This is a genomic window from Desulfobacula sp. (assembly GCF_030145145.1).
Lineage (GTDB): Bacteria > Desulfobacterota > Desulfobacteria > Desulfobacterales > Desulfobacteraceae > Desulfobacula.
Map to the genome: position 1 here is coordinate 88,492 of NZ_JAQYWD010000003.1, position 24,939 is coordinate 113,430.

Genomic DNA, 24,939 nt, shown 5'->3' on the forward strand with positions numbered 1-24,939 from the left:
CCTGTCAGTCAACCGGTTATCATTGGAGATGTCTGGATACCCCTTAAAATTTATCAAAAAAGATCATGTCATCTTCCACCCCGAGATCGTAAAGGGCATTGATGGCTGAATCGATCATGGGGGGCGGACCGCAAAGGTAATATTCTATTTCGGTTGGATCCTCGTGCCGGCAAAGATAGGTGTTGCACAGATGGGTTTGGATGAACCCGACCAACCCTTCCCAGTGGTCTTCTTCAGCTGGCCTCGACAGGGAAACATGATAGGTGAAGGTATCATATCTGTTTGCCAGGTCTTTGAAATCGTCATCATAAAGCATTTCTTTTCTGGATCTGGCGCCATACCAGAAGGATATGATTCGCTTTGAATGGATGCCTTCCAGCTGGTGGAAAATATGACTCCTTAAGGGCGCCATACCGGCACCGGCACCGATAAAGCACATTTCTTTGTCCGTATTCCGGGTCATAAAATCGCCATAGGGTCCACTGACCATTACCTTGTCCCCGGGTTTCAGACCAAAGACATAGGAAGAGCCGAATCCGGGTGGGATGCCTTCCATTCCCGGTGGTGGTGTTGCGATCCTGACATTCATCATCAGGATGTCATTATTATGGGGTGGGTTGGCCAGGGAGTATGCGCGAAAGCCTGGTTTGATGCCCTTTGCCGTCAGTTCCAGAAAATTATATTTTTTCCATTCACTCACATATTTGCTGTCGATATGAAAGTCTTTAAAGGTCAGGACGTACTCGGGGACATCAATCTGGATATACGCCCCCGCCTTGAAATCAATGGGGGTTGCCGGTTTGATGACCAGCTCTTTGATAAAGGTCGCCACATTATCATTGGAGACCACGATGGCATCTACTTTTTTGATGCCGAATATGGCTTCGGGTATGGTGATCTCAAGGTTGTCCTTTACTTTCAGCTGGCAGGACAACCGCTTGCCGGCAAGTTTGTCTTTCCTTGAAAGGTGGGCCAGCTCTGTGGGCAGGATACTGCCGCCGCCGGCCAGGACTTCGCATTTGCACATGCCGCAGGCGCCTGACCCACCACAGGCGGAGGGCAAAAAAAGCCCTTGCCGGGACAGGGCGGATAACAGGGACGGGTTGCCGGAGACCTTGAGTGACTTATCTGCATTTCCGTTAATGGTGATATCAAATTCACCCTTGCTGGTTACCTTTGATTCAACAAAGAGGAGCACGGTGACAAGGATAAGAATCACACCGGAAAAAATCAGTATACTTAAGAGGTATAACACGGTTTAGCTCTCCTGATTAAAGAGTGATCCCTGAGAACATCATAAAGGTCATGGCCATGAGGCCGGCAATAATCATGGTGATGCCAAATCCCTGAAGCCCTTTGGGAACGTCCGAGTATTTGACCTTATTCCGTATGGCTGCCATGGAGACAATGGCCAGCATCCAGCCGGTTCCGGAGCCTGCCCCAAAGACAATGGATTCAACAAAGGTATAGTTCCTTTCCACCATGAACAGAGAGGTTCCAAGGATGGCACAGTTCACTGCGATCAAGGGTAAAAATACCCCCAGGGTGACGTATAACAGGGGTGAATATTTGTCTATAATCATTTCAACGGCCTGGACCAGGGCGGCAATGACGGCAATAAAGGTAATGAATTTTAAAAAGCTTAAATCCAGGTCGGGAAAGCCTGCCCAGGCCAGTGCTCCCGGCGCCAGCAATCCGTGATAAATGATCCAGTTGACAGGGCTTGTCACCGTCAGAACAAAAATGACGGCAAATCCCAGGCCTGTGGCGGTAGCCACATTTTTTGAGACCGCTATAAAGGAACACATTCCCAGGAAATAGGCCAGAAGGATATTGCCGATAAACACAGAATTTATAAACAGACTGAACAGGTCGCCCATCATGGCTTTTTACCTTTCTTCCTTTGATACACCGGGCAGACTGTTTTTCAGCCAGACCAGCAACCCGATAATAAAAAAGGCGCCGGGTGCCAGCACCATGAGCCCCATGTTCTGGTATCCGGCATCAAAGAAAAATTGTGGAATAATGTTGAAGCCAAAGATTTTGCCTGATCCTAAAAGCTCTCTTAAAAACGCCACAGCAATAAGGACCAGACTATACCCCAGTCCATTTCCAATACCGTCCAGAAAAGATGCCAGGGGTTTGTTGGCAAGGGCAAAGGCCTCGGCCCGACCCAGAACAATACAATTGGTGATGATCAGGCCGACAAAAATCGACAATTGCTTGGAAATATCATAAAAGAAAGCCTTTAATATCTGGTCGGTGACGATGACAAGGGAGGCAATAATGGCCAGCTCTGCAATAATCCGGATATTGGAAGGAATTTTTTTTCTCAACGCGGAGATGAGCATGCTTGAGAAGGCCGTGACCAGGGTCAGGGCAATGCCCATCACAATGGACGTCGACATTTTGACCGTGACCGCAAGGGCGGAACAAATGCCCAATACCTGGTAGGCAACGGGATTTTCCTTCCAGATACCTTTGGTCAAAATTTCTATATAGTTTGTGTTCTCTTCTGACATGGACCTTCTCCTGTCTAGTTGATACCCGCCGGGGTCGCGGCTTTCTGGGGACCCTTTTTTACGGCGCCGGCTTGTTTCTGCCGGAAGGTAATGGACACGGCATCATACGTGACCAGGGTCTGTTGTATGCCTTCCGACAGGTACTTACCTGTCAGTGTGGCACCGGAAATGCCGTCTACATAATGCGGCTGTAGATCCTGGGGAAGATTTGCGGCTTTTCCTTTGGCAATACCCACAGAAACAAATTTGTTCTGGGCATTTAAAATTTTTTTCCCTTTAAAATTTTTTTGAAACCAGGCACTTTCTATCTCGCCACCCAGGCCCGGGGTTTCAGAATGACTGAAAATCGAAAATCCGGATATGGTCTGGCCGTCCTTTTCAACAGCCAGATACCCTTGTATTTTTCCCCATAACCCCCGGCTGTTGATGGGAAGGATATACCCTTGGATCTCCCCATTCTCCTGGTACAGATAGAGGTTCAAAGACCCTGGAACACCCGGGGTTATTATTTTTCCCTGATCATCAACCATGACGGCCTTGATATGGGCATCATAAAGGGCATTGATTGTTGTTTTGTCGGGTTTTTTGCTGTCCACCAGATCAGCCGCTTTAAGGATATTAATTTTTTTATCCAGTTCCATGTTGGCCAATTGAAAGCCCTTTAATCCGACAGCAGCAGCTGAAATCATCAGGCTGCAGATGACCGAGAGTACCAGGGCAAACAGGATAACCGATTTTTTACTGGCTTTATCTGGTCGTTCAGACATTGGGAATCCTTTTGGATGCGGTATATTTAATCACTATATGATCCAGCAGTGAAGCAAACACATTCATAAACAGAATGGCCAGCATGGCGCCTTCCACAAATGCCGGGTTTACCACCCGGATGGTAACGGTTAAAAAACCGATTAACCCTCCGAATATCCACCGTCCCGGATTGGTGCCGGGGGCACTCACAGGGTCGGTGGCCATAAATGAGATGCCAAAGAGAAACCCACCGGCACACAGATGGTATAAAGGGCCTGCATCGGACCAGGTATGGCTGCCCCCGGGAATCAGGTAAAAAATGGTGGCGGTGAGGATTAAACCGGCAATACCGCCGATAATAATCCGGAAGTTGGCAATCCGGGTGATTATCAAAAACGCTGCCCCCAGGAGACAGCATAAAGCAGACGTCTCTCCGATACTTCCCGGTACAAATCCAAAGAAAAGATTGGACAGGGTGAACCCGGAATCGGAAAGCAGGGTGGCCAGGCGCTCCCCTTCCGGGGCCATAATGGACAGGGCGGTTGCGCTGCTGACACCATCCACGGTTGTTTTTGCCGCCACCCAGACATCTCCGGACATGGACAGGGGGTAAGAGAAAAACAAGAACGCCCTCCCTGTCAGTGCCGGGTTTAAAATATTTCTGCCGGTGCCGCCAAACACTTCTTTCCCAATGACCACACCGAAAGAAATCCCCAGGGCCACTTGCCATAAGGGGATGGTGGCGGGCAGGGTCAACGGAAATAAAAGACCCGTGACCAGGAGCCCCTCACTGATTTTATGGTTCCGCAGGGAGGCAAAGAGGGTTTCCCAGAAAAAGCCCACCCCATAGGTGACCAGGATAATGGGCAGAACATATCGTGATCCGGTTAAAAAAGACCTGAAAACCGTATAGGTTTCACCTCTGGCAAGCCCGGCCTGAAAACCGGTATTGTAGATGCCAAAGATCAAGACCGGTATAAGGGAAAGGAGAACAAAACTCATATATCGTTTCAGGTCAAGGTTGTCCCTGACAAAGGGGACCTGTTTGTTCCTGGGTGAAGGAAACAGAAAGATGGTCTTTATGGTATCAAAAAGCGGTTCCAGGGAATGAAATCTTCCTGATTCCGTAAAATGCTTTTCACTGGACTCCAGGAGTTTTTTAAAGGGATTCATGGCCTATTCTTTGTCCTTGTAATGCGCGTCCATTCCATGGGACAGTATGTTTGTCAGTTCAATTTTTGACGGGCAGGTATAGGCGCATAACCCACACCGGCAGCAATCCAGGAGGCCATAACTTAAGGCATCTTCAATGTCATCGCTCAGCAAGGCCTTCATGATAAAATTGGGTGCCAGATCCACGGGGCAGATCTTGGTGCAATACCCGCAGTTAATGCAGGCCCGTTCTTCGCCATGAAGATTGCAGTCAAGCGTTTTGGGTGCCCGGGTCAGGCAGGATAAAAATGTTTTAGATACCGTGGGCCGGGTCATCCCGGGATGAAGAAATCCCAGGAATTCTTCTGTTTGCGGGTCAGGGAGAATGGTCAAGGTGGTTTCAAAAAATCCCAGGTGGGATTGGGGATCAACCGATCTACCGTTAAAAAGGCCGGTGGTGATGAGGCTGGTATCATCCAGGTCCCCCACAAGGTGGTTTACAGGTGCGCCCTGCCGGGTAATGATATGGGGTCTTTTGTCTGTTGACCGTGTAACGGTTACCACCCTTTTTACAGGATATGTGCCCGTCAAGAGAAATGTTGCTACCAGCAGGAGGTGCTCTGCAGAAATGCACCAGGAGCGGTTCTCTTCCTGGGTTTTTTTCAGTTGATAAAGGACAACACCAGGGTCCCATGCCGGATAAAAGTCAGGAACCGTATGGGTGATATGGGGGTTAACCCCGTTTAATCTTTCCAGGCTGTCCTGTCTTGAGGTCACAATGACCCGCTTTGAGAAACGGTTTAACAAGTTTATGCCAAAGTCAAATGCCTTGGTTTCATTTTCCAGCACCACCTGGGGGTGAGGGGAAAACGGGTCATTCCCATTTAACGACACAATGATCATGGGGGGGGCATGGGCTTCATCGGCAGTGTCTTTTGATGGAAATTCCCGGAAACACTGCCAGAGTCCCCCCTTTTGGAGCTGCTGGATGAGAGTGGTCCTGGGAACCGAATCCAGACTGTTGGAAGACAGGGGCTCAAACCGGATAAACGCTTCTTTTTTTTCCAGGGCAATCACCACTTCTTTTAACCGCCGCCGCTCCCCGAAAACAATCTGTTGTACCGTCCCGGTCCCGGGTGACACATAAACGATACACGGATTGCGTTTGTCACAAAACAGCGGGGTCCCTGTTTTAACAGGCGCATTTTTTTTCACCAGGAGCCTGGGCCGGATATAGGGGATGTCCATGGCAGACACGGCGATTGTTTCAGGCTCCGGTATCTGGACACAGCTCAGATCCGGCATCCCTGAAAGCAGCGTTTTAAATCCTTTTGAGAGGCTGATGTGTTTCATCATTCATAACATCCATTTTTAAAAAACTGGGGTGAAAGGTGTCACCGTTTTGGGATGTTTTACCATCCTTTTCTGACCGATTGAGCGAAACAACCGTTAACTTACCATAAATGGTGTCAGCGTTCAATAAATTGCGTATTCCTGCATAAAGAGTCGATTGCCAGGGCATGATTTTGTTCTTGATTTTCATTGTAAAGTTTATTAAAATCAAAGCTTTACTCTTTTTGAAAGAATTAGCTAAAATAAGGATAATGCTTATCATGAATCAATCTGCATTAGATCAGGTCTTTACCCAGGATTATCTTGACACACTTTTACCAAAGGAAACAAGTGATCATTTTTTTGAAGCACTATACGGGGATGCATCAGATGGTGCCTATGATATCCATCTTGAGTTTATCTCTGCCCATGATAAGCGGATTGTCCTGGCATTCAACCTCATCAAGCGACCCAAAAAATGCCTGGTGTGCAGTCTGACATACGGACTTCCCACGGTGTTTACCCGCCATCCATTGATCAACATAAAGGGGATGGTAAAAAAAATTGAAGAACAAGGGATTAAGATAAAAAAGTGGCAATTGGGAGATACGGAAGAAAATAGTGACTCACTTCATGTCATTCCCTTTTTTCTGGATATGGAATAACGCCACGTATAGGATTGAAAAAGGCCGGATCTGTAACATACGGATCCGGCCTTTTTTTATGTTTTTATCCTGTTGGCACAGAGGATTTTTTATGCTTTGGGCAGTTTGGGAAATTGTTTGGATACAACCTTGTTCCATTCATCCAATTGGGGTTTGATCTGTTTGAACAATGACCCGGAATTGCCTTTAATGGTGATTTTTTCAATAACATCCCCCTGGGCAATACTGTTTACAACTTTCTGGTCTTCATCACTTTCAACCACGCCAAATACGGTGTGCATACCGTCCAGGTGGGGGGTTGGGCCATGGGTGATGAAAAATTGGCTGCCGTTTGTTCCAGGACCGGCATTGGCCATGGAAAGGATGCCGGGTTTGTCATGCTTCAGTTCTTTTTTGAACTCATCCTTGAATTTATAGCCAGGATCACCCATTCCATTTCCATAAGGGCACCCGCCCTGGATCATGAAGTTGTCAATGACACGGTGAAATTTAAGACCGTTATAGTACTCTCTTTTGGCAAGGTTAGCAAAATTACCACAGGTAAGCGGGGTCTGGTCTGCAAATAATTTTATATTGATGGTCCCTTTGCTTGTTTCCATAATTGCGGTTAAATCAGGCATGTTTTCTCCTTTTTTTAGTAAAAAATAAATATGGTTGAAAATTAAGCGTTTGTTTTTATTTGTCAAATAAAAAAAAGAAGGGGCTTAACAAGTTTAGATAGTGGCTCCGGATGTCCTGCCGCCCCCAGTTATTTATCCCGCCCAGAACCACCGTTTTTCTGAATTTTCATGGCTGCCATTTAATCGCAAGCATGGTGATATCATCACTCTGGGGGGCGTCTCCAATAAATGTAAACAGATCTGTTTTAATGGTTTCCAAAAAATTCTCAGCAGAACGCGTAAAATGTATATTCATCAGATCTTCCAGGCGGGCCCGGGTATAAAATTTCTTTGTTTCTGATCGTGCTTCTGTAATCCCATCGGTATAGCTGAAAAGCATATCACCTGTTTCAAGTTGGATGGTTTTTATGTCGTATGAAGCCCCCTGGATGGGCCCTAAAGCGGGTCCGGTGCCGGTAAGCGATTGCTTTATGCCGTTTTCTCCTATAATAAAAAGCGGCTCATGCCCACCATTGACATAACTTATTTTGCCCGTTAACGGATCAATAACACCAAAAAACAAGGTGACAAACATGCCATCTTCGCCATGTTCTTTTGCCAGATACTCGTTGGTTAAAAAAACAGTTTTCAAGGCATCTTCCGGTGTCCAGCCGTTAAGGCTATCAGCGAGTCTGCATGAATTGTTGCCATCGTCGAATGATCCTGAAAAAATGCGCAAAAGACTTCGGGTCAATGCCATGAACAGTGCAGATCCGACCCCCTTGCCACTGACGTCTCCAACAACAAAGCCGACATGATGATCCGGTAATTCAAACACATCATAAAAATCACCGGACAATTGCAAGGCAGAATGAAAATACGATGCAATATCACAATTTTTAATTTTCGGCAGGTGGCGGGGTAAAAAATCATTTTGGATTTTTTTCCCTCTCTCCAATTCATCATTCAGTGCCTTGGAATATTTCAATCGTTCTTCGGAAATATTAAGGATGGTTTTAAGCATCTTTGATCTTGTGGTTACAATGGTTGCGATTTCATGGGGAGAATTTTCAGGGAGGTCAATATGGTCGACAATGGAAATATCCGCCTGTATTTGTTTGTTTGATGATGCAATGGCTTCTAATGGGGCAATGATGTTCTGGGCCAGAAACCTTTTCAAGGTTACCATCATAAAAGCGATAATGATGACCACAACCACGGTTATTCTGACACTGTACCAGAACAGATCCATGGAAGTGGCATCTTCTGTTACCCATTTATATCCCAGGGAACACACAAGCAAAACCCCTTCGATAAAGAGAATGCGCCAGAAAACACCCCATAGGAGAATCTCTCTGACGCTTTTTTGCTTTGGGTTTTTAATATTATTCAATATATCCTTTACCCTGGCAGTCAGGACATTCAATATCTGGTTCACATTGACAGTCATCCAATTCGTTGTCCTTGTCCATGCTTCTCCATTCAGCATTGCATTCACAATTTCCGACTATAATCTTTTTGCCTTTGCATGTGGAACATACCTTTTGAGAGATCATTTATTCAATTCCTTTCCCAATGGTTTATGAATGGCCATGTTGCCATTATCAATACCGCATTTTCCGACATCCGGGAAGATGGATTTTATTTTCTCACATATTTTATTTTTCTGATACATGGGACCTCCTTTTTTTGAGGGTTAATAGAGGCACATAACTATATAATAGTGTTTCTTTGTCCATTGTAAAGCAGCATACCCAGGGCAAAAGTGTCAATAACGCAGGCCTGACCCCGTCCATTAAAGCGAATGACCGAAAGTTGAGTTATAATGAGAATTGCTGATAAAATTTTAAATTGATACCCAGACCGTTTAAGGATATATAGAATGCTTGCAAACGGGTAATGCGTTGTAAAAACATAATGACCGAAAGTTGAGATAGTAATCAAATAGAATAGAGATCATCATGAATAAAAATAATTCTGAATCCTTTGACACAGTGGAACCAATCCCCCCTTTCAGGGTCCCTTTATCTGAAATCAGTCGACGAATCAGCGCCATCCAGCAGGTCATGCAAGCAAAAGGCATGGATGCCCTGGTGATTGTCCAGCGGGTGGATCTGTTTTATTTTTCCGGTACATCCCAGAATGGGTATCTGTATATCCCGGTCCAGGGTAATCCAACACTTTTTATCCGGAAATATATGCCCAGAGCTGAGGCCGAATCTCCCATTGAAAAAAAAATAAAAATAGGATCAGTCAAAGAATTGCCAGGGCTGATTGTTGATATTTACGGTAAGCTTCCGGATGTGATCGGTTTTGAATGGGATGTGATGCCCGTGCGGGAGTTTTATTATTTCCAAACGCTTCTGGCGCCAAAACACTGCATGGATTGCTCATCGCTGATTCTTGGGGTAAGGATGATCAAATCCGACTGGGAGATTGAGTGTATGGCGCAGACAGCGGAACTATCCCATAAAATTTTTAATTATATTCAAACTCAAATGCGACCGGGACTGACAGAAATGGAATTCTCCGGCATATATGAGGCCTACGCCAGGAAAATGGGACACAGTGCCGGACTGCGTGTGCGGGACTACCAGGCAGATATTTGCAACTGGCATATTCTCAGCGGGACGAGTGGCGGGGTCGTGGGACTGGTTGATGCCCCGGCTACCGGTCAGGGGACATCTGCGGCCTTTCCATGCAGTGCATCCTATAAAAAACTCATGCCCAAGGAGCCGGTCATGGTCGACATGGGTACGGTCATCAATGGATATCATTTGGACGAAACCCGCATGTTTTCCATCGGTGCCATGCCTGACACCGCACAAAGCGCCTGTGAGGCGGTGATCGATATCCATAATGCCGTTATTGAAATGGCAAAACCGGATGTGACCATGGACGAACTGTATCAAAGGGCTGTTGACATGGCGGACTCCCGGGGCTATGCAGAGCAATTCCTCGGTCCGTCCGGAAATAAAGTGACGTTTATCGGCCATGGCGTGGGTCTTGAACTGGTGGAGCCGCCTTTCATCGCCCGGGGCAGAAAAGATCGCCTTCAACCGGGAATGACCCTTGCCCTTGAGCCCAAAATGGTGTTTGAGAACCAATTTTCCGCCGGCATAGAAAGTGTTTTCACGGTCACCGAGACGGGAGCACGATTACTGAGCCGGGTCCCGGTGGATATTTTCATCTGCTAGCACGAGGCGTGCAGGGTTGTTCGTAATCTATATTGACCATGAATTTGGGCAAAAGAAGTCCTCGTCTCAAACACTTCGGTTTGATCGGCCAGATTTATATATCAGGCATCCAATAACAAAGACAGGAAAATTTATAGATAAACATATTGATTGCTTTGGAATCCCCTATCCCTATTCTGTTTCAATCCAATTTTCCAACCGCAAACCCTCGACTCTCACAAACTCACGCATGTTGTTAGTGACCAGGATCAAAGATTCACTTCGGGCATGCCCGGCAATGTGCAAATCATTGACCCCTATAGGAATGCCTTTCTTTTCTAAATCCGCTCTGACATTTCCATAATGGGCAGCGGCATTATTGTCATAGGGCAAGACCTCCAAACGGGATACAAAGTCCTCAACTTTGCGTAGGTTGTGAGACACCATAGCGCTTTTTTCAACACCATGTAATAATTCTGCCAATGTGATTGAACTAATACACATTTGTCCTGCATGGGCGTTAAAAATGTCTAATACTTGGATTGGACGACGCTTAATCACATAAATAACAATATTGGTGTTCAACATATACTTTAACATCAAAAAGATTCCCTTTCAGATTGTTCTTGTGAAGCACGTTCCGTCATAAAATCATCAGACACCCCATCTTCGGAAAGAAAAAAGCTATCCCATGTATTTTCTACTGGTGAAAGTATACGGTCTTTACCGATAATACGAACAACAACTTTTTTCACATTTTCTGGAAACCTGCTGCTAACAGGCAACCTTACCGCTTGGGTTCTATTATTCACAAAGACGGTTCCTACATCCATAACTCAATCTCCTATATTCAATTTGTTATATATGAAGTATATAGCATAGGTATGTATTCAGCAAGAGTATATAGCATTGTTCTTTTAACATATGGTTTATCCCCAGACATTTCCATTTTCTTTTTTTGGGCTTCCATGGCCTTTAGGTGAATTTCTGTGGTCGTGGTCGAAGAATGACTCAGGAGATCAGAAATTAGGTCTAGCTCCTCGATTTACTGATTCGGTACCGGACTGTAAATCCGAGCAGGCCGATGGTAATCCCGGAAAGATGCAGTCCAAAACCCTTGTAAATAAAATGGGTTGCCGTAAGGAGCGCGATAACAGCCACACCGAATAAAAGGCCGAGATAATCACGCTTGCGAAAAAGCTGCTTTGCAGAGCTGGATGCTTGCGATCCTGTAACAGGATATTGTGAATTCAGGAATGTGGCTTGTAGAATCAAAAAGGTGTCATAAATAAAAAAAAAAAACTGAGAATAGTGTATTTGAATCTTTAACCCTCAACTTTCGGAGTGGGTCATTTTTACATGGGGTCAGGCTTTCCTTATGGCACTTTTTACTCGTATATTTTATGAAATAGTGATAAAAAACACAATAAAAAAGCCTGACCCAGTCGATTAAGGCTAAAGTCCGAAAGTTGAGTTAAATACATACAGATCGTAGATCTGTTTCAATAATAAAGGAGTAGAACATGAGTATTGAAAAAGAAATTATTCAGCCGGATAACTGGCAGCCGGCACGAGGGTATGTCAACGGCATCCTCGTTCGACCCGGGAAAATTCTGTTTATGGCCGGGCAGGTGGGCTGGGATGAAAATGAAAAATTTCAATCCGCAGAAATGGGCCCCCAGTTTGCCCAGGCCCTGAAAAACATACTGACACTGGTGGAAAAAGCCGGCGGAAGTGCCGAACACATCTGCCGGATGACCTGTTTTTGCAAAGACAAAGATAAATATATCGCGGCCCGCAAGGAAATCGGTAAAGCATGGAAGGCACTGCTGGGAAAAAATTATCCCGTCATGAGCATGATATTTATTTCCGATCTTCTGGTGCCCGGGAGCCAGATTGAAATCGAAGCCACTGCTGTGATTCCTGAATAATAAGTCAACCCTTCGGCTATAGTGTCCCTTGCCCGGGGCGTGTTGCCGCCGTCAAAATTATTGTTGCATCCCGGGTTTTCATAGCCGCCGTCATTGATCCTTTTGGTTTGTTAAGCTCAGTCAGATATCCACCAAGTCCACAGTTCCCGTTTGTTTGGCATCAGCAGTATGCTCATTGGTATTTGGACTATCATTTTCTTCACCGTTAAGATGCCTCCTGTAGTTCAATTTTTTTCTTGACAAAAAAAATGAATTCAATATAATTGTCGACATTCTTACTGTATACTGTATACGACAATGGGAGAATGCGATGGAATTTCCCGGACTGACAGAAAATTTAGTTGATCTCATTAGAAAAAAAATAATTATAGGCGAATTCGAGCCTGGTCAGAAAATCAATGAGATAGGGCTCGCCAAAAGCATGAACATCAGCAGATCACCGCTTAGAGAAGCGTTGAGAATACTGGAAACTGAACACCTGGTATCCTATACACCTCGAAAAGGGAATTCAGTATCCACCATCTCTTTAGAGGATCTTTCTGAAGTCTATCGGATAAGAGAAATGATAGAATGCTTTGCCATTGACTTATTAGAAGAAAAACAAATTCAAGCATATGAAAATTTAGCGCTTTGTCTGGACCGCATGGTCGTATTAGAAGCACCACCTAAAAGTGCAACGTCGAAGGAAAAACTCTGCTATGTTGAAACGCTGGCTCAATTCCATCTGGAAATGATCAAGTTGACGGGTAATAAGAGATTGATTGATTCCTATATGACAATATACTTCAATATAAATCGGTATGTTTTTTTATATGCATTTACCAAGGGGGCTATAGAACACAGCGTTGAGGATCATGTTCAAATTGTAAATTATCTCAAAGAGGGAAAATATCAAAAGGCCCGCCAGACCGTCAGGGATCATGTTAGAAGGGCCTGTGAAGACTGTAAGAGATCTTAAGGCCTGCAGGCAGCGATACTGACATGGTTATAGAAAAGCAATTCTTTTACTTTGCAGTCTTATGATTGGGTTGCATTGGAAAAAATAGGTTAGGGAGAGGACTAAAATTAACATGCTTTATTTAAAACAAGGGGATTAATAAAATGAAAAAGTTTAGATTCTACTCACTCTTTATTCTGTTTATGGCTGTTTTTATCCTGGGAATAAATTCTACCGTCATGGCAAAACCAAAAAAGCTGTCTGCGGTAAGTTTTTTGCCGAAAGATCATCCATTGTGTGAAATGATCCATGTATGGGTGGATCGGGTGAACAAGGAATGCGGTGAGGCCATAACGATCAATTGGTTAGGTGGAGGAGAAGTGATTCCCGGTTTTGATCAGGCCGAATCTCTGCAGAACAACATTGTCCAGGTTATCTTCAACCCGTCTGCCTATTACGCTCCCCTGGCGCCTGAAGTGAATGCATTCTCGCTATCCAAGCTGACCATGGCTGAGGAACGCAAACCGGGCGGGTTTTATGATTACATGGATGAACGCCATAAAAAAATCGGGATGAAATACATCGGGACCTGGCTGTACGATCCTTTCTATCTTAGAATAAACAAACCGGTAAAGACCCTTGAAGACCTCAAAGGGGTAAAGATGAGGACGTCTGCACTGTATGACCGTTTCATGAAAAAACTGGGCATGGTGCCGGTGACCGTAAAATTCGGCGATACGTTCACATCTCTGGAAAGGGGTCTGGTTGACGGATTCGGTTTTGCAACCCTGGGTCCCAGAGACTGGGGGTGGCTGAAAAACTGCAAGTATATTATTGATATCCCGTTTTATACAAGACAGAATACCTTGATTTTAATGAATCTCAATGTCTGGAACGGCCTGGATAAAACCATCCAGGATAAAATAATGGATATTACCGTAAAATTCGAACCGGAAATGGAGGCACATTTCAAAAAGATGATAGTGGAAGAATGGAAGAAATATGATGAGATGGGTATCACACGTATTAAATTTTCACCGTCAGAAAATAAAAAGTACTATGACGCAGCATATGAAGCTGAATGGGAAGACCTGGCTAAAAAAGTGCCGGCCCTTATCCCGGATCTCAAAAAATTGACAGGGAATTAATTTTCACCAATTGAAGCATTGGCCATCCGGTTCTTTTTTGGGAAGGTTAATGCTTCATCAAATCATAAAGGGTTGAAAATAATGAAAAACCCAGTTGAAATAATAGATCGAATCCAGACAGCAATGATCATTTTAGCCGGCATTATGCTGATTTTCATAATGCTTTCCGTCTGCCTTGAAGTCGTTTTACGAAATTTGTTTAACACGTCATTAATTTGGATTACAGAGGTCACCGAGGTATTGCTTTTATATATTACATTTTTGGGTTCAGCATGGGTACTCAAAGAAGGGGGGCATGTGAAGGTGGATATTATTTTAAGCCGCCTTAGCCCCCGGAAAATTTCTTTCCTGGGAATATTCAGTTCCATTATCGGTATATTTGTTTGTCTCATTCTAACTGTTTATGGGTTCAAACTTACCATGGCATCTTTACAAAATGGACTTTATACGACAAGTGCCTTAGAAATTCCGATGTGGATAATATTAATTATTATCCCCATCGGGGGATTAATGCTCCTGATCCAGTTCATGAGGAGAACCCTTCGGTTTGTTACTCGTTTCTTCATCGAATCGAAAAAAAATAACACTCAATTTGAAGGATAAAAGGCGTTTCTATGGAATGGTGGATGATACTCATAATTATTTTTTCTTGTTTAATGTTACTGTTTTTGATCGGGGTTCCGGTAGCCTTTTCATTCCTTTTTATTAATATCGTAGGTGTCTATGTTTTCTGGGGAGGTGAAACAGGTTTTGATCAGCTAATCAGAAGCATTTACAGATCTATCGCCTCGTTTGCCCTGCTTCCGGTTCCTCTGTTTATACTGATGGGTGAAATCATGTTCATTTCCGGCGTTGCTAAAAACATGATGGACACGTTGGACAAATGGTTGGGACGAATTCCGGGCCGGCTGAGCATGCTTGCCATTGGCGGTGGCACATTGTTTTCTACGCTATCCGGATCAGCCATGGCCGGATGCGCCATGCTCGGTTCAGTATTGGTACCGGAAATGGAAAAAAAAGGGTACAAAAAACAGATGAGCATAGGGCCGATATTAGGCAGCGGCGGGCTTGCCATTATGATCCCACCAAGCGCCCTGGCTGTATTGCTGGCATCCCTGAGCAGAAATTCAGTTGGAGAGATGCTCATGGCAATCATTGTACCGGGAATACTGATGGCATTTCTGTACATCGCTTATGTGGTCATCAGGTGTATCGTTCAACCTGAACTGGCACCGTCTTATGAAGTGGAGAAAACGGATTTGGCTGAAAAGATTTTTTTATTCTGTAAATATGTCCTCCCCCTGGGAGTCATTATTTTTTTAGTCATCGGCCTGATGTTCATAGGCATTGCGACACCCACCGAATCAGCAGCTGCCGGTGCGCTTGGATGCTTTGTGCTGGCCTTTATTTACAGGGGATGGAATTGGGGAATTATCACCAAGTCGATATCCAATACGCTTAGGGTCACCGTCATGATGTTTATGATCATGGCCGGGGCAATGGCATTTTCTCAAATTCTGGCATTCAGCGGCGCAAGTACCGGCATGGTCAATTTAGCCGGGAGCTTGAATCTTCCCCCTATGTTTATTTTAATCTTTATGCAGCTCATTCTTCTGTTCATGGGAATATTTATGGAACCCCTCACCATCATGATGGTCACCCTGCCGGTTTATATGCCGATCATTAAAAATTTAGGGTTTGACCCGATCTGGTTTAATACCATCATGCTGTTAAACATGGAGATGGCGACAACGACACCTCCGTTTGGCCTCGTCCTTTTTGTAATGAAAGGGGTTGCTCCCAAAAACACGACAATGGGTGACATATACAGAGCCGGACTGCCTTTTTTGGCCTGTGATGCCGTTGTGATGGCCCTGATCATGGCATTTCCTGCTATTGCATTATACCTGCCGAATTTAATGAAATGAAAATAATAAAGGACATATGACATGGCAGACCTGCAGGTTGAAATCGGCGGATTAAAGCTGAAAAATCCCTTTGTTGTTGCATCCTCTGATATTGGTTGTCACATTGGGCAGATAAAGGAAGCAGAGCACTATGGGGCAGCGGCTTTTATCACCAAAGGCTGCATACCGGTTCCCGGTGCCGTCGGGCTGACGAGAAAACCACGCTTTCGTGTGGATCGCAAGAAAGGCATACTGAGTGCCATGGCTGGTTTCAGGAGACTTGGCCTGGAGGACGCCGAAAGATTAATTTCAGCGGCGAAAAAGGAGACCAGGATTCCCATTGGCGCCAATGTTTTTGTCATGCTGCCAACCCCGGAAGAAAAAGAGCTTGTGACAAACGCTTGCAAAAGGCTTTATGAAAGCGGGGCTGATTTTATAGAATTGAATACCACCGGCAATCTGCCGGTTCATTTTGGCGAGACGGAACAGGAGACGGAAACCGTTGATTGTTTTGTTGATGAGATGTCAATAAAGTATCCAAGGTTTGTATATGAAACCATCAAAAGCGTTAAACAGGTTGTCGATGTTCCCATAATGGGAAAAATTGCCTATGAAAATATAAATGTGCCGGCGTTAATCAAGGCCATGGAAATGGCAGGCATAGATATCGTTGATATCGGTAATGCCGGAATGGGCCTGATGCCCAATGCCGTAAACATATACGATACCGATAGGATGGGAGACAAATTTGTCAGTGCTGATAAAAATTTATCCCTGTGTTTGACAGGGGAACCGTTGAGAATGATCGCGGAAGGGTACATCCTGCGGTCTGCGAAATCTTTAAAAATCCCCATACTGGGGTGCGGCGGCATAACGAACTGGGAACACGCCGTGGAAATGATCATGTGCGGCGCGTCCGCAACAGCCGTTTGCTCTGCATTTATGATTTATGGTTTCGGGATATTAAAAGGCCTGCAGAAAGGATTGGAAAAATTCATGGCTGACAGCGGCTACAGCTCTATTGACGATTTCAGGGGGATTTTTCTGGACAAAGTCGCGTTGACACCCTCTGAAATAAAGGTTCTTGATGCTGTCGCCGTCATTGATGCTGAAAAATGCAATGGTTGCGGTTTATGCACAAAACCAGCGCACTGTGGCCTGGAACGAAGAGCGATAACTATGTCGGACGGGAAAGCGGTTATTGATGATGAATCACAATGCATAGGCTGTGAAACATGCGCTAGCATATGCCCCACCGATGCCATTACCATAACGTTAAAAAATTAAAAAGACGGGTTCTTTCCTGAAGTGGGGACTGTTGAAAAAAAGTTCTTCAGGAAAATGGAGAACAAGGAGGAATAATGTCTGAAAATTCGATATTGAACACCCTCAAGTATGACAAAAATACAGGGGCATTGACCTATAAGGATATCCGTTATTTGTTAATCCGGCCTGAAACAATCCATGAATTTCAGGTAGAAATGGAAAAATCTCTAGGCGTAAAAACAAAAGAAATTTTCTATAAAGCGGGATTCAAAGGCGGATACCTTTCTGCAAAAAAGTACAAGGAAGTTTTCAATTTTTCTGACAGACAGATTATTGATTTTATGTTGGAAATGGGTACAGAGATTGGGTGGGGTCGTTTCTCGTTAAATGATTTTAATGAAGAAAAAGGGATCTTAAAAATTTGTGTGGATAATTCCCCTTTTATCTTACCGGGTAAAAAAACAGAGCAATCTGCGTCTTATCTGGTCATGGGGGTCATTGGCGGATTGGCTTCCGTCATATTCGATCAACACTGCCCCTATTCTAAAGTTAAATACATTTCACAGGATCTGGATAAAAGTATGTTTATCGTGGATCTGGATTTAACGCATTTCAGTATTCTGGAAGGGAAAAGAATTCTGGCCGTTGATGATGAGCCGGATATCGTCGATTCTATTGAAGAAATACTGGACGGCTGTATTGTCGATAAAGCCGTAGATTTTGAGACCGCAAAGAAACGGTTACAAACCCAATCTTATGATGCGATCATTCTGGATATAATGGGCGTAAATGGCTACGAATTATTGAAAATCGGGAAAAAAAAAGGGCTGCCTGTATTGATGCTCACAGCCAACGCCCTTGATTCCGATCATTTTACCCGGACCATAAAAAACGGCGCCCAGGCGTATGTACCCAAAGAGAGTCTTTTTGAGATTAATACGTTACTGGCAGATGTTTTAATCCATTATCAGGAAGGCATACCCAGGAACAGTAAATGGTTTGTTAAACTCGACCGGTATTTTAATCATAAATACGGTTCTAATTGGAAGGATCGATTGGATCCTGATTTTTGGGAAAAAAATTTTTATAATTAAAGCGCAACAACTACAGGTTTTTATTTGAGGAGATCAAATGATAAAGTCAATGAATATTGCATGGTGTGTACAACGCTGGGCTGAACTTCACCCTAATAAATCTGCGATCATCTTTGAAGAGCAGACCATCAGCTACAAGGAGCTTCTTGATCGGGTAGAAAGAACCAGTTACTGGCTCCTGACAATTGGTATTGAAAAAGGGGATAGAGTAGCTGTGATGCTGAATAACTGTCCTGAGTTCATGGAATTATTTCTGGCGTGTTCCAAAATCGGAGCCATTTTTACGCCGCTGAATTATCGTATCGCATCAGTGGAGCTTGATTATTTTCTCAAGGATTGTCGACCGAGACTGTTCATTTATGGGAGTGCTTTTCAAGAAGCGGTAGAATCAATTGACTTTGAGATTTATCTGCCCCCAATTTCAAGGTTTGCCATTGGGGAACACATGGGTGACAATTCCCGTGATGATTATCGTGCAGCGGTATCAGATTTTGAAGGGAAAAAAGATATGCCCAAAGGCTTCATCGGCCCAACAAGCCCTGAAGAACCGCAGGTCATCATGTATACTTCGGGAACAACGGGACGGCCCAAGGGAGCTGTTCTGACTCACATGAAAACCTTTTTCAACTGCTTGAATGCAGATATGTTTTTTGAACTCCAGTTCAGTGACAAGATGCTGATTGCCCTGCCCCTTTTCCATTCAGGCGGGCTTTTTATCCAGGCGGCGCCTGTTTTATTCAAGGGCGCGACCATCATTCTTCACCGAAAGTTCCAACCTTTAAAAATTTATAACGATATTGAAAAATACAACATCACCAAATTTCTGGGGGTTCCCACAGTTTATAAGGAACTGCTGACAATTCCCCCTGAGGAAAGAACCGATATTTCCTCCTTAAAAGTCTGTGCCGGAGGTGGTGAAAAACTGACGAAGGATTTGATTGAACAATGTACTGATGCAGGCCTGGCATTTCGCCAGATTTTAGGACAGACAGAAACATCCATCCTGTTGTGGTCTTCTGAAAAGGACGCTTTAAAAAAACCGGGAACAGTTGGCAGACCCGTGTTTCACGCTCAAGTCTCTATTCTTGATAAAGACGGAAAAACCGCCAAACAGGGTGAAATAGGGGAAATTGTTGTCCAGGGGTCCACCATGATGAAGGAATACTGGCAGGATCCCGTAAAAACAGAACAAACCATAAAAAACGGATACCTGCACACTGGAGATCTGGCCTGGATGGACGAAGACGGTTTTTTCTACCTGGCAGGCAGGGCCGGGGATATGTATATATCAGGGGGGGAAAACGTTTACCCCATTGAAGTGGAAAAAACACTGAAAACCCATCCCGATATTGAAGAGGTAGCGGTTATTGGTATTCCGGATGAAAAATGGGGAGAATCAGGCCATGCCTTTATTATCAAAAAACCGACTGCCAGTCTAGGCCAGGAAGATGTCATCAATTTTTGTCATGGAAAATTATCAAAATACAAGTGGCCTCAAAAAGTGACGTTTATGACGGATTTTCCCCGTACGACAACGGGTAAAGTAAAGAAAAAAGAGCTGGAAGAAAACAATATCTGATCTGTCATCAGCCCCGGCTTAAAATGAACCCGCAATATCCATATTTTTGGATAATAAAGATCTCAACTTTCGGAGTCGGCCATTTTTACATGGGGTCATTACATGGGGTCAGGCTTTCCTTATGGCGCTTTTTACCCGTATGATCATGAAATAATGATAAAAGCACAATAAAAAAAGCCTGACCCCGTCCATTAAAGTTAAAGACCGAAAGTTGAGTAACGATAATATCAGGAGGAGATCATGAAAACTTTTCGAATAGGCGTTGATGTTGGCGGTACTTTTACGGATGTTGTGATGGTAAATGAGTTAACAGGTGAATTCCATTATACCAAGACTCCGACAACGCATGATGACTTAACCGAAGGTGTCCTTAAAGGCCTGGACGAGATACTCCAGATCGGAAATGTTGAAATGAAGGATATTGATTATATTATCCACGGCACAACGATTGGGACCAATGCCATTATTGAAGGCAAAGGCGCTCTGGTTGGCCTAATAACCACAGCCGGGTTTGAAGATGTGCTTGAAATTCGTCGGGTTGCCCGCCCGCAGGAGGCAGCCTTTGACTTCAGCTGTGACAATCCTGCACCACTTGTGCCAAGGCACCTTAGAAAAGGCGTTATCGAAAGGGTGAACAGCAAGGGTGAAATTCATACGCCGCTGGATGAAGCGTCTGTTCTTTCGGTCATCCAGGTTTTCAAAGAAAATCATGTGGATGCCATTGTTATCTCGCTTCTTTTCTCCTTCTTGAATCAAACGCATGAAAAACGAATTAAAGAAATTTGTAAAAAAGAACTTCCAGGTGTCTCTGTCTCCATTTCTTCGGAGATCTGCCCGGAATTCAGAGAATATGAGCGAACCTGTACAACGGTTATGAACGGATACCTTGGCCCGGTCATTAAAGAATATATGGACAAGCTGATTGATTGCCTAAAATCCAAATATGGTGAGGTAACGCTTCACATTATCCAAAGCAGCGGTGGAACGATGGCCGCCCATGTTGCCGGTGATTACGCCGCCCATTTGATAAATTCAGGCCCTGCCGGCGGGGCCATCGCAACCGCATTCATCAGCACCTTGACCAAGAATGAAATGGCAATTGGCGCAGATATGGGCGGAACCACGTTTGATATTTCCATCATTGACAAAAATATGCCCAAAACAACTACCTGGGGGGGTGTCAGTAACTATCCGATCAAATTGCCAATGGTGGATTTAAAAACCATCGGCGCAGGCGGCGGCAGTATTGCCTGGGTCGATGTTGCAGGCGCACTCAATGTCGGCCCTGAGAGTGCGGGATCAAATCCCGGGCCTGCCTGTTATGGATGGGGGGGGGAAAAGCCGACGGTTTCCGATTGCAACCTGGCGCTTGGCCGATTAAATCCTGAGTTTTTTTTAGGCGGGAAACTGCCTCTTTATCCGGAAAAGGCGCATTCAGCCATAAAAAATTATATTGCAGACAAAATGGACATCAGTGTCGAAGGGGCGGCAATAGGTGTTTTAAGAATTGTGAATGCCAACATGGCCAAAGGAATCAGCAGGAACTCCGTTGAAAGGGGGTATGATCTCAGGGAATTTTCCCTGGTTGCCATGGGGGGGGCTGCCGCTCTCCACGCCGTGGATATTGCCAGAGATTTAGGCATGGCCAGGGTGATTGTCCCCTCAATGAGCGGTAATTTTTCGGCAGTCGGTTTTGTTGTGGCGGATATTCAACATGATTATGTAAAAACATTTATGAAAAAGGATCATGAAGTCATTCCGGAGGAATTTTTACAGGCATTTTTGGAAATGGAGAAGGATGCTTTGCTGCAAATGGAAAACGAAAAGGTGTCGGTACAAAACATCGAACTGACATGGTCTGCCGATCTTCGATATGAGGGACAGTCGTGGGAACTTAATGCGCCCATTGAACTTTCCAAAAAAGTGGATGTCGACTACATTAAAAAAATTGCGCAAGATTTCCATCAACTGCACCAGACAGTTTACTCGTATTCTGAACCCATGGAAACAGTGGAGTTTGTAAATTTGAGGGTTAGAGCCAAAGGAAAGAACCGGCCCATCACTTTTTCATCGGAGAAAACCCAAATCACGCCGGAAAATTCCTATTTAAAAGGGAAAAGAAACGTCTATTTTGAACATACAGGATGGGAAATGATCCCTGTTTTTGATCGCTATCAGCTGCCTGAAAAAGAAAGAATAGTCGGCCCGGCCATTATTGAAGAAGCCATCTCCACAACATTGATCCCACCGGATTCTTCCGGTGTGATGGATGAATTTGGAAATATCATAATTGAATTTGAAACCGAAAATGACTAAAGTTAAGGAGATAATGATGAAATATAAAGCTGATGCTGTAACCATGCAGGTCATAAGATATGCGTTGGAAGCGGTTGCCGATGATATGGGGTATAACCTGATGAGGATGGGGCGAACGACAATCGTCAAGGAAATCATGGATATTAATTGCGGTGTACTGGCTGCTGACGGCGGGATACTGGCACAGGCTCACCTTTGTCCCTTAATGATTTTTAGTCTTCCGGAAACGGCTGCAAATATGATCAGGCAGGTTGAAAAATTTAATGACGGGGATATCATTATCTCCAATGATCCCTATCTTGGCGGACAACACCTTCTAGATGTACAGCTTTTTTCTCCAGTAATCATAGAGGATAAACCCATCGCATTTGTAGCGAATATTGCCCATCAGCTGGATATGGGGGGGGCGGTTCCCGGGGGGGTTGCCGGGGGGCTGACTGAAATTTATCAGGAAGGCCTCAGGATTCCGTTTGTTAAATTGTATCAGAAAGGGGAAGAAGACCCTCAGATTTTCAGTTTTATATCAAACAATATCCGTATTCCGGAAAAAACCATGGAAGATATAAGAGCCCAGGCAGCAACAACCATGATCGGAGTTGAAAGAATCAAAGCACTGGTTTTGAAATACGGTCAGGATGTTTTTCTAAAATGTACTTCCATGCTCAATCAATATAGTGAAAAAAAGGTTCGGGCCTTTATTGAATCGGTTCCGGACGGGGATTACACAGGCATTGATTATCTGGATGACGATGGCATTGTGGATACCCCTGTAAAAATTCAGCTTAACGTCCACATCCGGGGGGATGAAATGGCTGTTGACTTTGACGGGAGCAGCCCCCAGACAAAAGGAAATGTGAATTGCCCATGGTCATGTACCAAGGGCGGGGTTTTTTATACCATGGTAGGCATCGTTGATCCATATATGGCGCTCAATTCAGGGACGTTTGCTCCCATTAAGGTATCCAGTAAAAAAGGGCTTGTCACAAATCCGAACCTGCCGGCAGGTGTTACTGCCAGAAGCCAGACCATGACCAAAATCGTGGAGGCCATGCTGAGGGCAATGAGCGGGGTTGTCCCGGATAGAATAGTTGCAGGAAGCCATGGCCAGGCCTGTACGAATAATTTTTCAGGCATCCACCCGGAAACGAACAAGCGGTTCAGTTATATTGAAATACAGGGTGGCGGCGGCGGTGCAAGACCTGACAAAGATGGTCCCGACGGACAGGACCTTCATCTTGGCCGTTTCATGAACACCCCTGTGGAGGCGGCGGAGATAGAATACCCTGTAATGATAGAACGATATGAATTTATAAAAGATTCAGGTGGTGCCGGTAAATACAGGGGGGGGGTCTCCACCCGCAGAGATATCCGGTTTCTCACAGACGTGACCTGGGCCCGATATTCCGATCGGCAAAAATTCAAACCCCTGGGTATTTTTGGAGGAAAAGACGGCAGTACGAGCAGTCTAATTTTGAATCCGGGTACTTCAGAAGAACAAAAGTGCAAATCAAAGGGGGTTGACCAGATTAAAGCCGGTGATCTTTTAAGTATCTGTTTGCCCGGTAGCGGGGGATACGGCCCGCCCGAAGAAAGGCAATTACAGGCAGTTCAAGCGGATGTGATCGCCGGGAAAATCAGTGTTCAATCCGCCCTGGAAGATTACAAAGTCGTCTTGGATGAAAATTTAAATATTGACAAGACTGCAACGGATTTTCTCCGATCTAAAAAAGAGGCGCTGCATGAAGCTTGATAAAGAGAAATTTCAACAGTTTAAAATGATGACCGCGCCTCCGGGGTGGCGGTCAAGAATCGGCATCATTATCCCCTCATCTGAACAGGGAATTGCCGTTCGTGAACACGAGATGATCTTTCCTGAGGGTGTGGTGCCCATTGTAACCCGTATGATGCTCACCCAGACAACCGCCGAAGCGCTTATAAAGATGGGAAAGGACGCTGAATATGCAGCCGAGCTGATTGCGACTTCCCATCCCAGCTGCGTGAGCTATTCATGTACATCCGGTGCATTTTTAAAGGGGGCTGAATTTGATGAGAATCTCATCAGAAAAATAGAAAAAATAACGGGCACCCCCGCAACAACAATGGCGAAAGCTGCATTGGAAGCCCTTAAACAGGTGGATGCAAAACGGATTTTACTGGTATGTCCATACAACCGGGAAATTGTAAAATCGGAATTGTCATATTTTAAAGATTCCGGAATAACGGTGGTTCACCATAAAGGTCTCGGCCTGTCGGATACGAACAAAATTTACCGAATCACACCATGGGAGACCTATCAGCTGGTCATGGAGGCATTCAAAGAAACCCCCGAAGGTGAGGCTGATGCCATCTTTATCAGCTGCGGTGGGTTACGCGCCCTTGAAATTATTGAATATGTTGAAAAAGAGACCGGGATACCGTGTATTACAAGCAACCAGGCCAATGCCTGGCATTGTTTGAAGCTCTCGGGGATTCAGGATTCGATCTCAGGTTTTGGCGCGCTGCTCGAAAAGAATCAGGAGGGAATCAAAAAAACGAAAATGTAATCCATACGATTAAATGGTTTGGATG

25 protein-coding genes are annotated in these 24,939 nt (G+C 44.7%); 13 read left to right on the top strand and 12 right to left on the bottom strand.

Annotated features, from left to right (window positions below; all coding sequences use genetic code 11):
- Positions 1 to 43 precede the first annotated feature (43 nt).
- From nqrF to Q1Q15_RS02180, 7 genes are read right to left on the bottom strand one after another with little or no spacing between them, the layout of a single operon-like run.
- A complete protein-coding gene (gene nqrF, locus Q1Q15_RS02150; protein WP_300456007.1) occupies positions 44 to 1,255 on the bottom strand; it encodes an NADH:ubiquinone reductase (Na(+)-transporting) subunit F in 1,212 nt (403 codons plus the stop codon).
- A gap of 16 nt (positions 1,256 to 1,271) precedes the next feature.
- Positions 1,272 to 1,880, bottom strand: a complete 609-nt coding sequence (gene nqrE, locus Q1Q15_RS02155) for an NADH:ubiquinone reductase (Na(+)-transporting) subunit E (RefSeq protein ID WP_363320850.1) — start codon at positions 1,878 to 1,880, stop codon at positions 1,272 to 1,274.
- Positions 1,881 to 1,889: 9 nt separating this feature from the next.
- Positions 1,890 to 2,522 carry an NADH:ubiquinone reductase (Na(+)-transporting) subunit D gene (locus tag Q1Q15_RS02160; protein ID WP_300456013.1) on the bottom strand — a complete coding sequence of 211 codons (633 nt, stop codon included), beginning with the start codon at positions 2,520 to 2,522 and terminating at the stop codon, positions 1,890 to 1,892.
- 14 nt (positions 2,523 to 2,536) lie between these two features.
- Positions 2,537 to 3,289 (bottom strand): FMN-binding protein, encoded by a 753-nt coding sequence (locus Q1Q15_RS02165; RefSeq protein WP_300456016.1) that lies wholly within the window; start codon positions 3,287 to 3,289, stop codon positions 2,537 to 2,539.
- Entirely contained in the window at positions 3,282 to 4,442 is a 1,161-nt protein-coding gene (locus Q1Q15_RS02170) for an NADH:ubiquinone reductase (Na(+)-transporting) subunit B (RefSeq protein WP_300456018.1), read from the bottom strand. Before Q1Q15_RS02170 ends, Q1Q15_RS02165 begins: the two co-directional genes overlap by 8 nt.
- 3 nt (positions 4,443 to 4,445) lie before the next feature.
- Positions 4,446 to 5,777 carry a 4Fe-4S dicluster domain-containing protein gene (locus Q1Q15_RS02175; RefSeq protein ID WP_300456021.1) on the bottom strand — a complete coding sequence of 444 codons (1,332 nt, stop codon included), beginning with the start codon at positions 5,775 to 5,777 and terminating at the stop codon, positions 4,446 to 4,448.
- Entirely contained in the window at positions 5,743 to 6,036 is a 294-nt protein-coding gene (locus tag Q1Q15_RS02180) for a hypothetical protein (RefSeq protein WP_300456024.1), read from the bottom strand. The genes Q1Q15_RS02175 and Q1Q15_RS02180 overlap by 35 nt, the downstream gene beginning before the upstream one ends.
- On the opposite strand from Q1Q15_RS02180, the gene Q1Q15_RS02185 reads away from it, so the two are divergent.
- Positions 6,035 to 6,418: a pancreas/duodenum homeobox protein 1 gene (locus Q1Q15_RS02185; RefSeq protein ID WP_300456026.1), complete on the top strand. Its 384-nt coding sequence runs from the start codon at positions 6,035 to 6,037 to the stop codon at positions 6,416 to 6,418. The two genes, Q1Q15_RS02180 and Q1Q15_RS02185, sit on opposite strands and share 2 nt — an antisense overlap.
- Positions 6,419 to 6,507: 89 nt before the next feature.
- Here Q1Q15_RS02185 and Q1Q15_RS02190 read toward each other — a convergent pair whose 3' ends face one another.
- From Q1Q15_RS02190 to Q1Q15_RS02200, 3 genes are all read right to left on the bottom strand, one after another.
- Positions 6,508 to 7,038 carry a peptidylprolyl isomerase gene (locus Q1Q15_RS02190; RefSeq protein ID WP_300456029.1) on the bottom strand — a complete coding sequence of 177 codons (531 nt, stop codon included), beginning with the start codon at positions 7,036 to 7,038 and terminating at the stop codon, positions 6,508 to 6,510.
- 166 nt (positions 7,039 to 7,204) lie between these two features.
- Positions 7,205 to 8,467, bottom strand: coding sequence for a PP2C family protein-serine/threonine phosphatase (locus tag Q1Q15_RS02195; RefSeq protein WP_300456031.1), 1,263 nt, complete (start codon positions 8,465 to 8,467; stop codon positions 7,205 to 7,207).
- 102 nt (positions 8,468 to 8,569) lie between these two features.
- Positions 8,570 to 8,692, bottom strand: a complete 123-nt coding sequence (locus Q1Q15_RS02200) for a hypothetical protein (RefSeq protein WP_300456033.1) — start codon at positions 8,690 to 8,692, stop codon at positions 8,570 to 8,572.
- 286 nt (positions 8,693 to 8,978) lie between these two features.
- On the opposite strand from Q1Q15_RS02200, the gene Q1Q15_RS02205 reads away from it, so the two are divergent.
- A complete protein-coding gene (locus Q1Q15_RS02205) occupies positions 8,979 to 10,214 on the top strand; it encodes a Xaa-Pro peptidase family protein (protein WP_300456035.1) in 1,236 nt (411 codons plus the stop codon).
- 171 nt (positions 10,215 to 10,385) lie between these two features.
- Here the strand turns inward: Q1Q15_RS02205 and vapC are convergent, their stop codons facing one another.
- Both vapC and vapB read right to left on the bottom strand, forming a co-directional pair.
- A complete protein-coding gene (vapC, locus tag Q1Q15_RS02210; protein ID WP_300456037.1) occupies positions 10,386 to 10,793 on the bottom strand; it encodes a tRNA(fMet)-specific endonuclease VapC in 408 nt (135 codons plus the stop codon).
- On the bottom strand, positions 10,793 to 11,026 hold the full coding sequence (gene vapB, locus Q1Q15_RS02215; RefSeq protein ID WP_300456040.1) for a type II toxin-antitoxin system VapB family antitoxin: 234 nt from the start codon (positions 11,024 to 11,026) through the stop codon (positions 10,793 to 10,795). The genes vapC and vapB overlap by 1 nt, the downstream gene beginning before the upstream one ends.
- A 690-nt stretch (positions 11,027 to 11,716) precedes the next feature.
- Here vapB and Q1Q15_RS02220 point away from each other — a divergent pair.
- From Q1Q15_RS02220 to Q1Q15_RS02270, 11 genes are all read left to right on the top strand, one after another.
- On the top strand, positions 11,717 to 12,124 hold the full coding sequence (locus Q1Q15_RS02220) for a RidA family protein (protein ID WP_300456042.1): 408 nt from the start codon (positions 11,717 to 11,719) through the stop codon (positions 12,122 to 12,124).
- Positions 12,125 to 12,434: 310 nt separating this feature from the next.
- Positions 12,435 to 13,082: a GntR family transcriptional regulator gene (locus Q1Q15_RS02225; protein ID WP_300456044.1), complete on the top strand. Its 648-nt coding sequence runs from the start codon at positions 12,435 to 12,437 to the stop codon at positions 13,080 to 13,082.
- A gap of 143 nt (positions 13,083 to 13,225) precedes the next feature.
- The gene (gene dctP, locus Q1Q15_RS02230; RefSeq protein ID WP_300456047.1) at positions 13,226 to 14,209 is read left to right on the top strand and encodes a TRAP transporter substrate-binding protein DctP; all 984 of its coding nucleotides are present in this window, start codon (positions 13,226 to 13,228) and stop codon (positions 14,207 to 14,209) included.
- A gap of 81 nt (positions 14,210 to 14,290) precedes the next feature.
- Complete coding sequence (locus Q1Q15_RS02235; protein ID WP_300456050.1) at positions 14,291 to 14,812, top strand: TRAP transporter small permease; 522 nt, start codon at positions 14,291 to 14,293, stop codon at positions 14,810 to 14,812.
- Between the two features lie 23 nt (positions 14,813 to 14,835).
- Complete coding sequence (locus Q1Q15_RS02240) at positions 14,836 to 16,137, top strand: TRAP transporter large permease subunit (protein ID WP_300456051.1); 1,302 nt, start codon at positions 14,836 to 14,838, stop codon at positions 16,135 to 16,137.
- A gap of 21 nt (positions 16,138 to 16,158) precedes the next feature.
- Positions 16,159 to 17,403, top strand: a complete 1,245-nt coding sequence (locus Q1Q15_RS02245) for a 4Fe-4S binding protein (RefSeq protein WP_300456053.1) — start codon at positions 16,159 to 16,161, stop codon at positions 17,401 to 17,403.
- Positions 17,404 to 17,477: 74 nt separating this feature from the next.
- Positions 17,478 to 18,476, top strand: a complete 999-nt coding sequence (locus Q1Q15_RS02250) for a response regulator (RefSeq protein WP_300456057.1) — start codon at positions 17,478 to 17,480, stop codon at positions 18,474 to 18,476.
- 37 nt (positions 18,477 to 18,513) lie between these two features.
- The gene (locus Q1Q15_RS02255; protein ID WP_300456060.1) at positions 18,514 to 20,055 is read left to right on the top strand and encodes an AMP-binding protein; all 1,542 of its coding nucleotides are present in this window, start codon (positions 18,514 to 18,516) and stop codon (positions 20,053 to 20,055) included.
- Between the two features lie 240 nt (positions 20,056 to 20,295).
- Positions 20,296 to 22,371 (top strand): hydantoinase/oxoprolinase family protein, encoded by a 2,076-nt coding sequence (locus Q1Q15_RS02260; RefSeq protein ID WP_300456063.1) that lies wholly within the window; start codon positions 20,296 to 20,298, stop codon positions 22,369 to 22,371.
- Positions 22,372 to 22,384: 13 nt separating this feature from the next.
- Positions 22,385 to 24,121, top strand: coding sequence for a hydantoinase B/oxoprolinase family protein (locus tag Q1Q15_RS02265; protein WP_300456065.1), 1,737 nt, complete (start codon positions 22,385 to 22,387; stop codon positions 24,119 to 24,121).
- Positions 24,111 to 24,914, top strand: a complete 804-nt coding sequence (locus Q1Q15_RS02270; RefSeq protein WP_300456068.1) for an aspartate/glutamate racemase family protein — start codon at positions 24,111 to 24,113, stop codon at positions 24,912 to 24,914. The genes Q1Q15_RS02265 and Q1Q15_RS02270 overlap by 11 nt, the downstream gene beginning before the upstream one ends.
- The last annotated feature ends 25 nt before the right edge of the window (positions 24,915 to 24,939 follow it).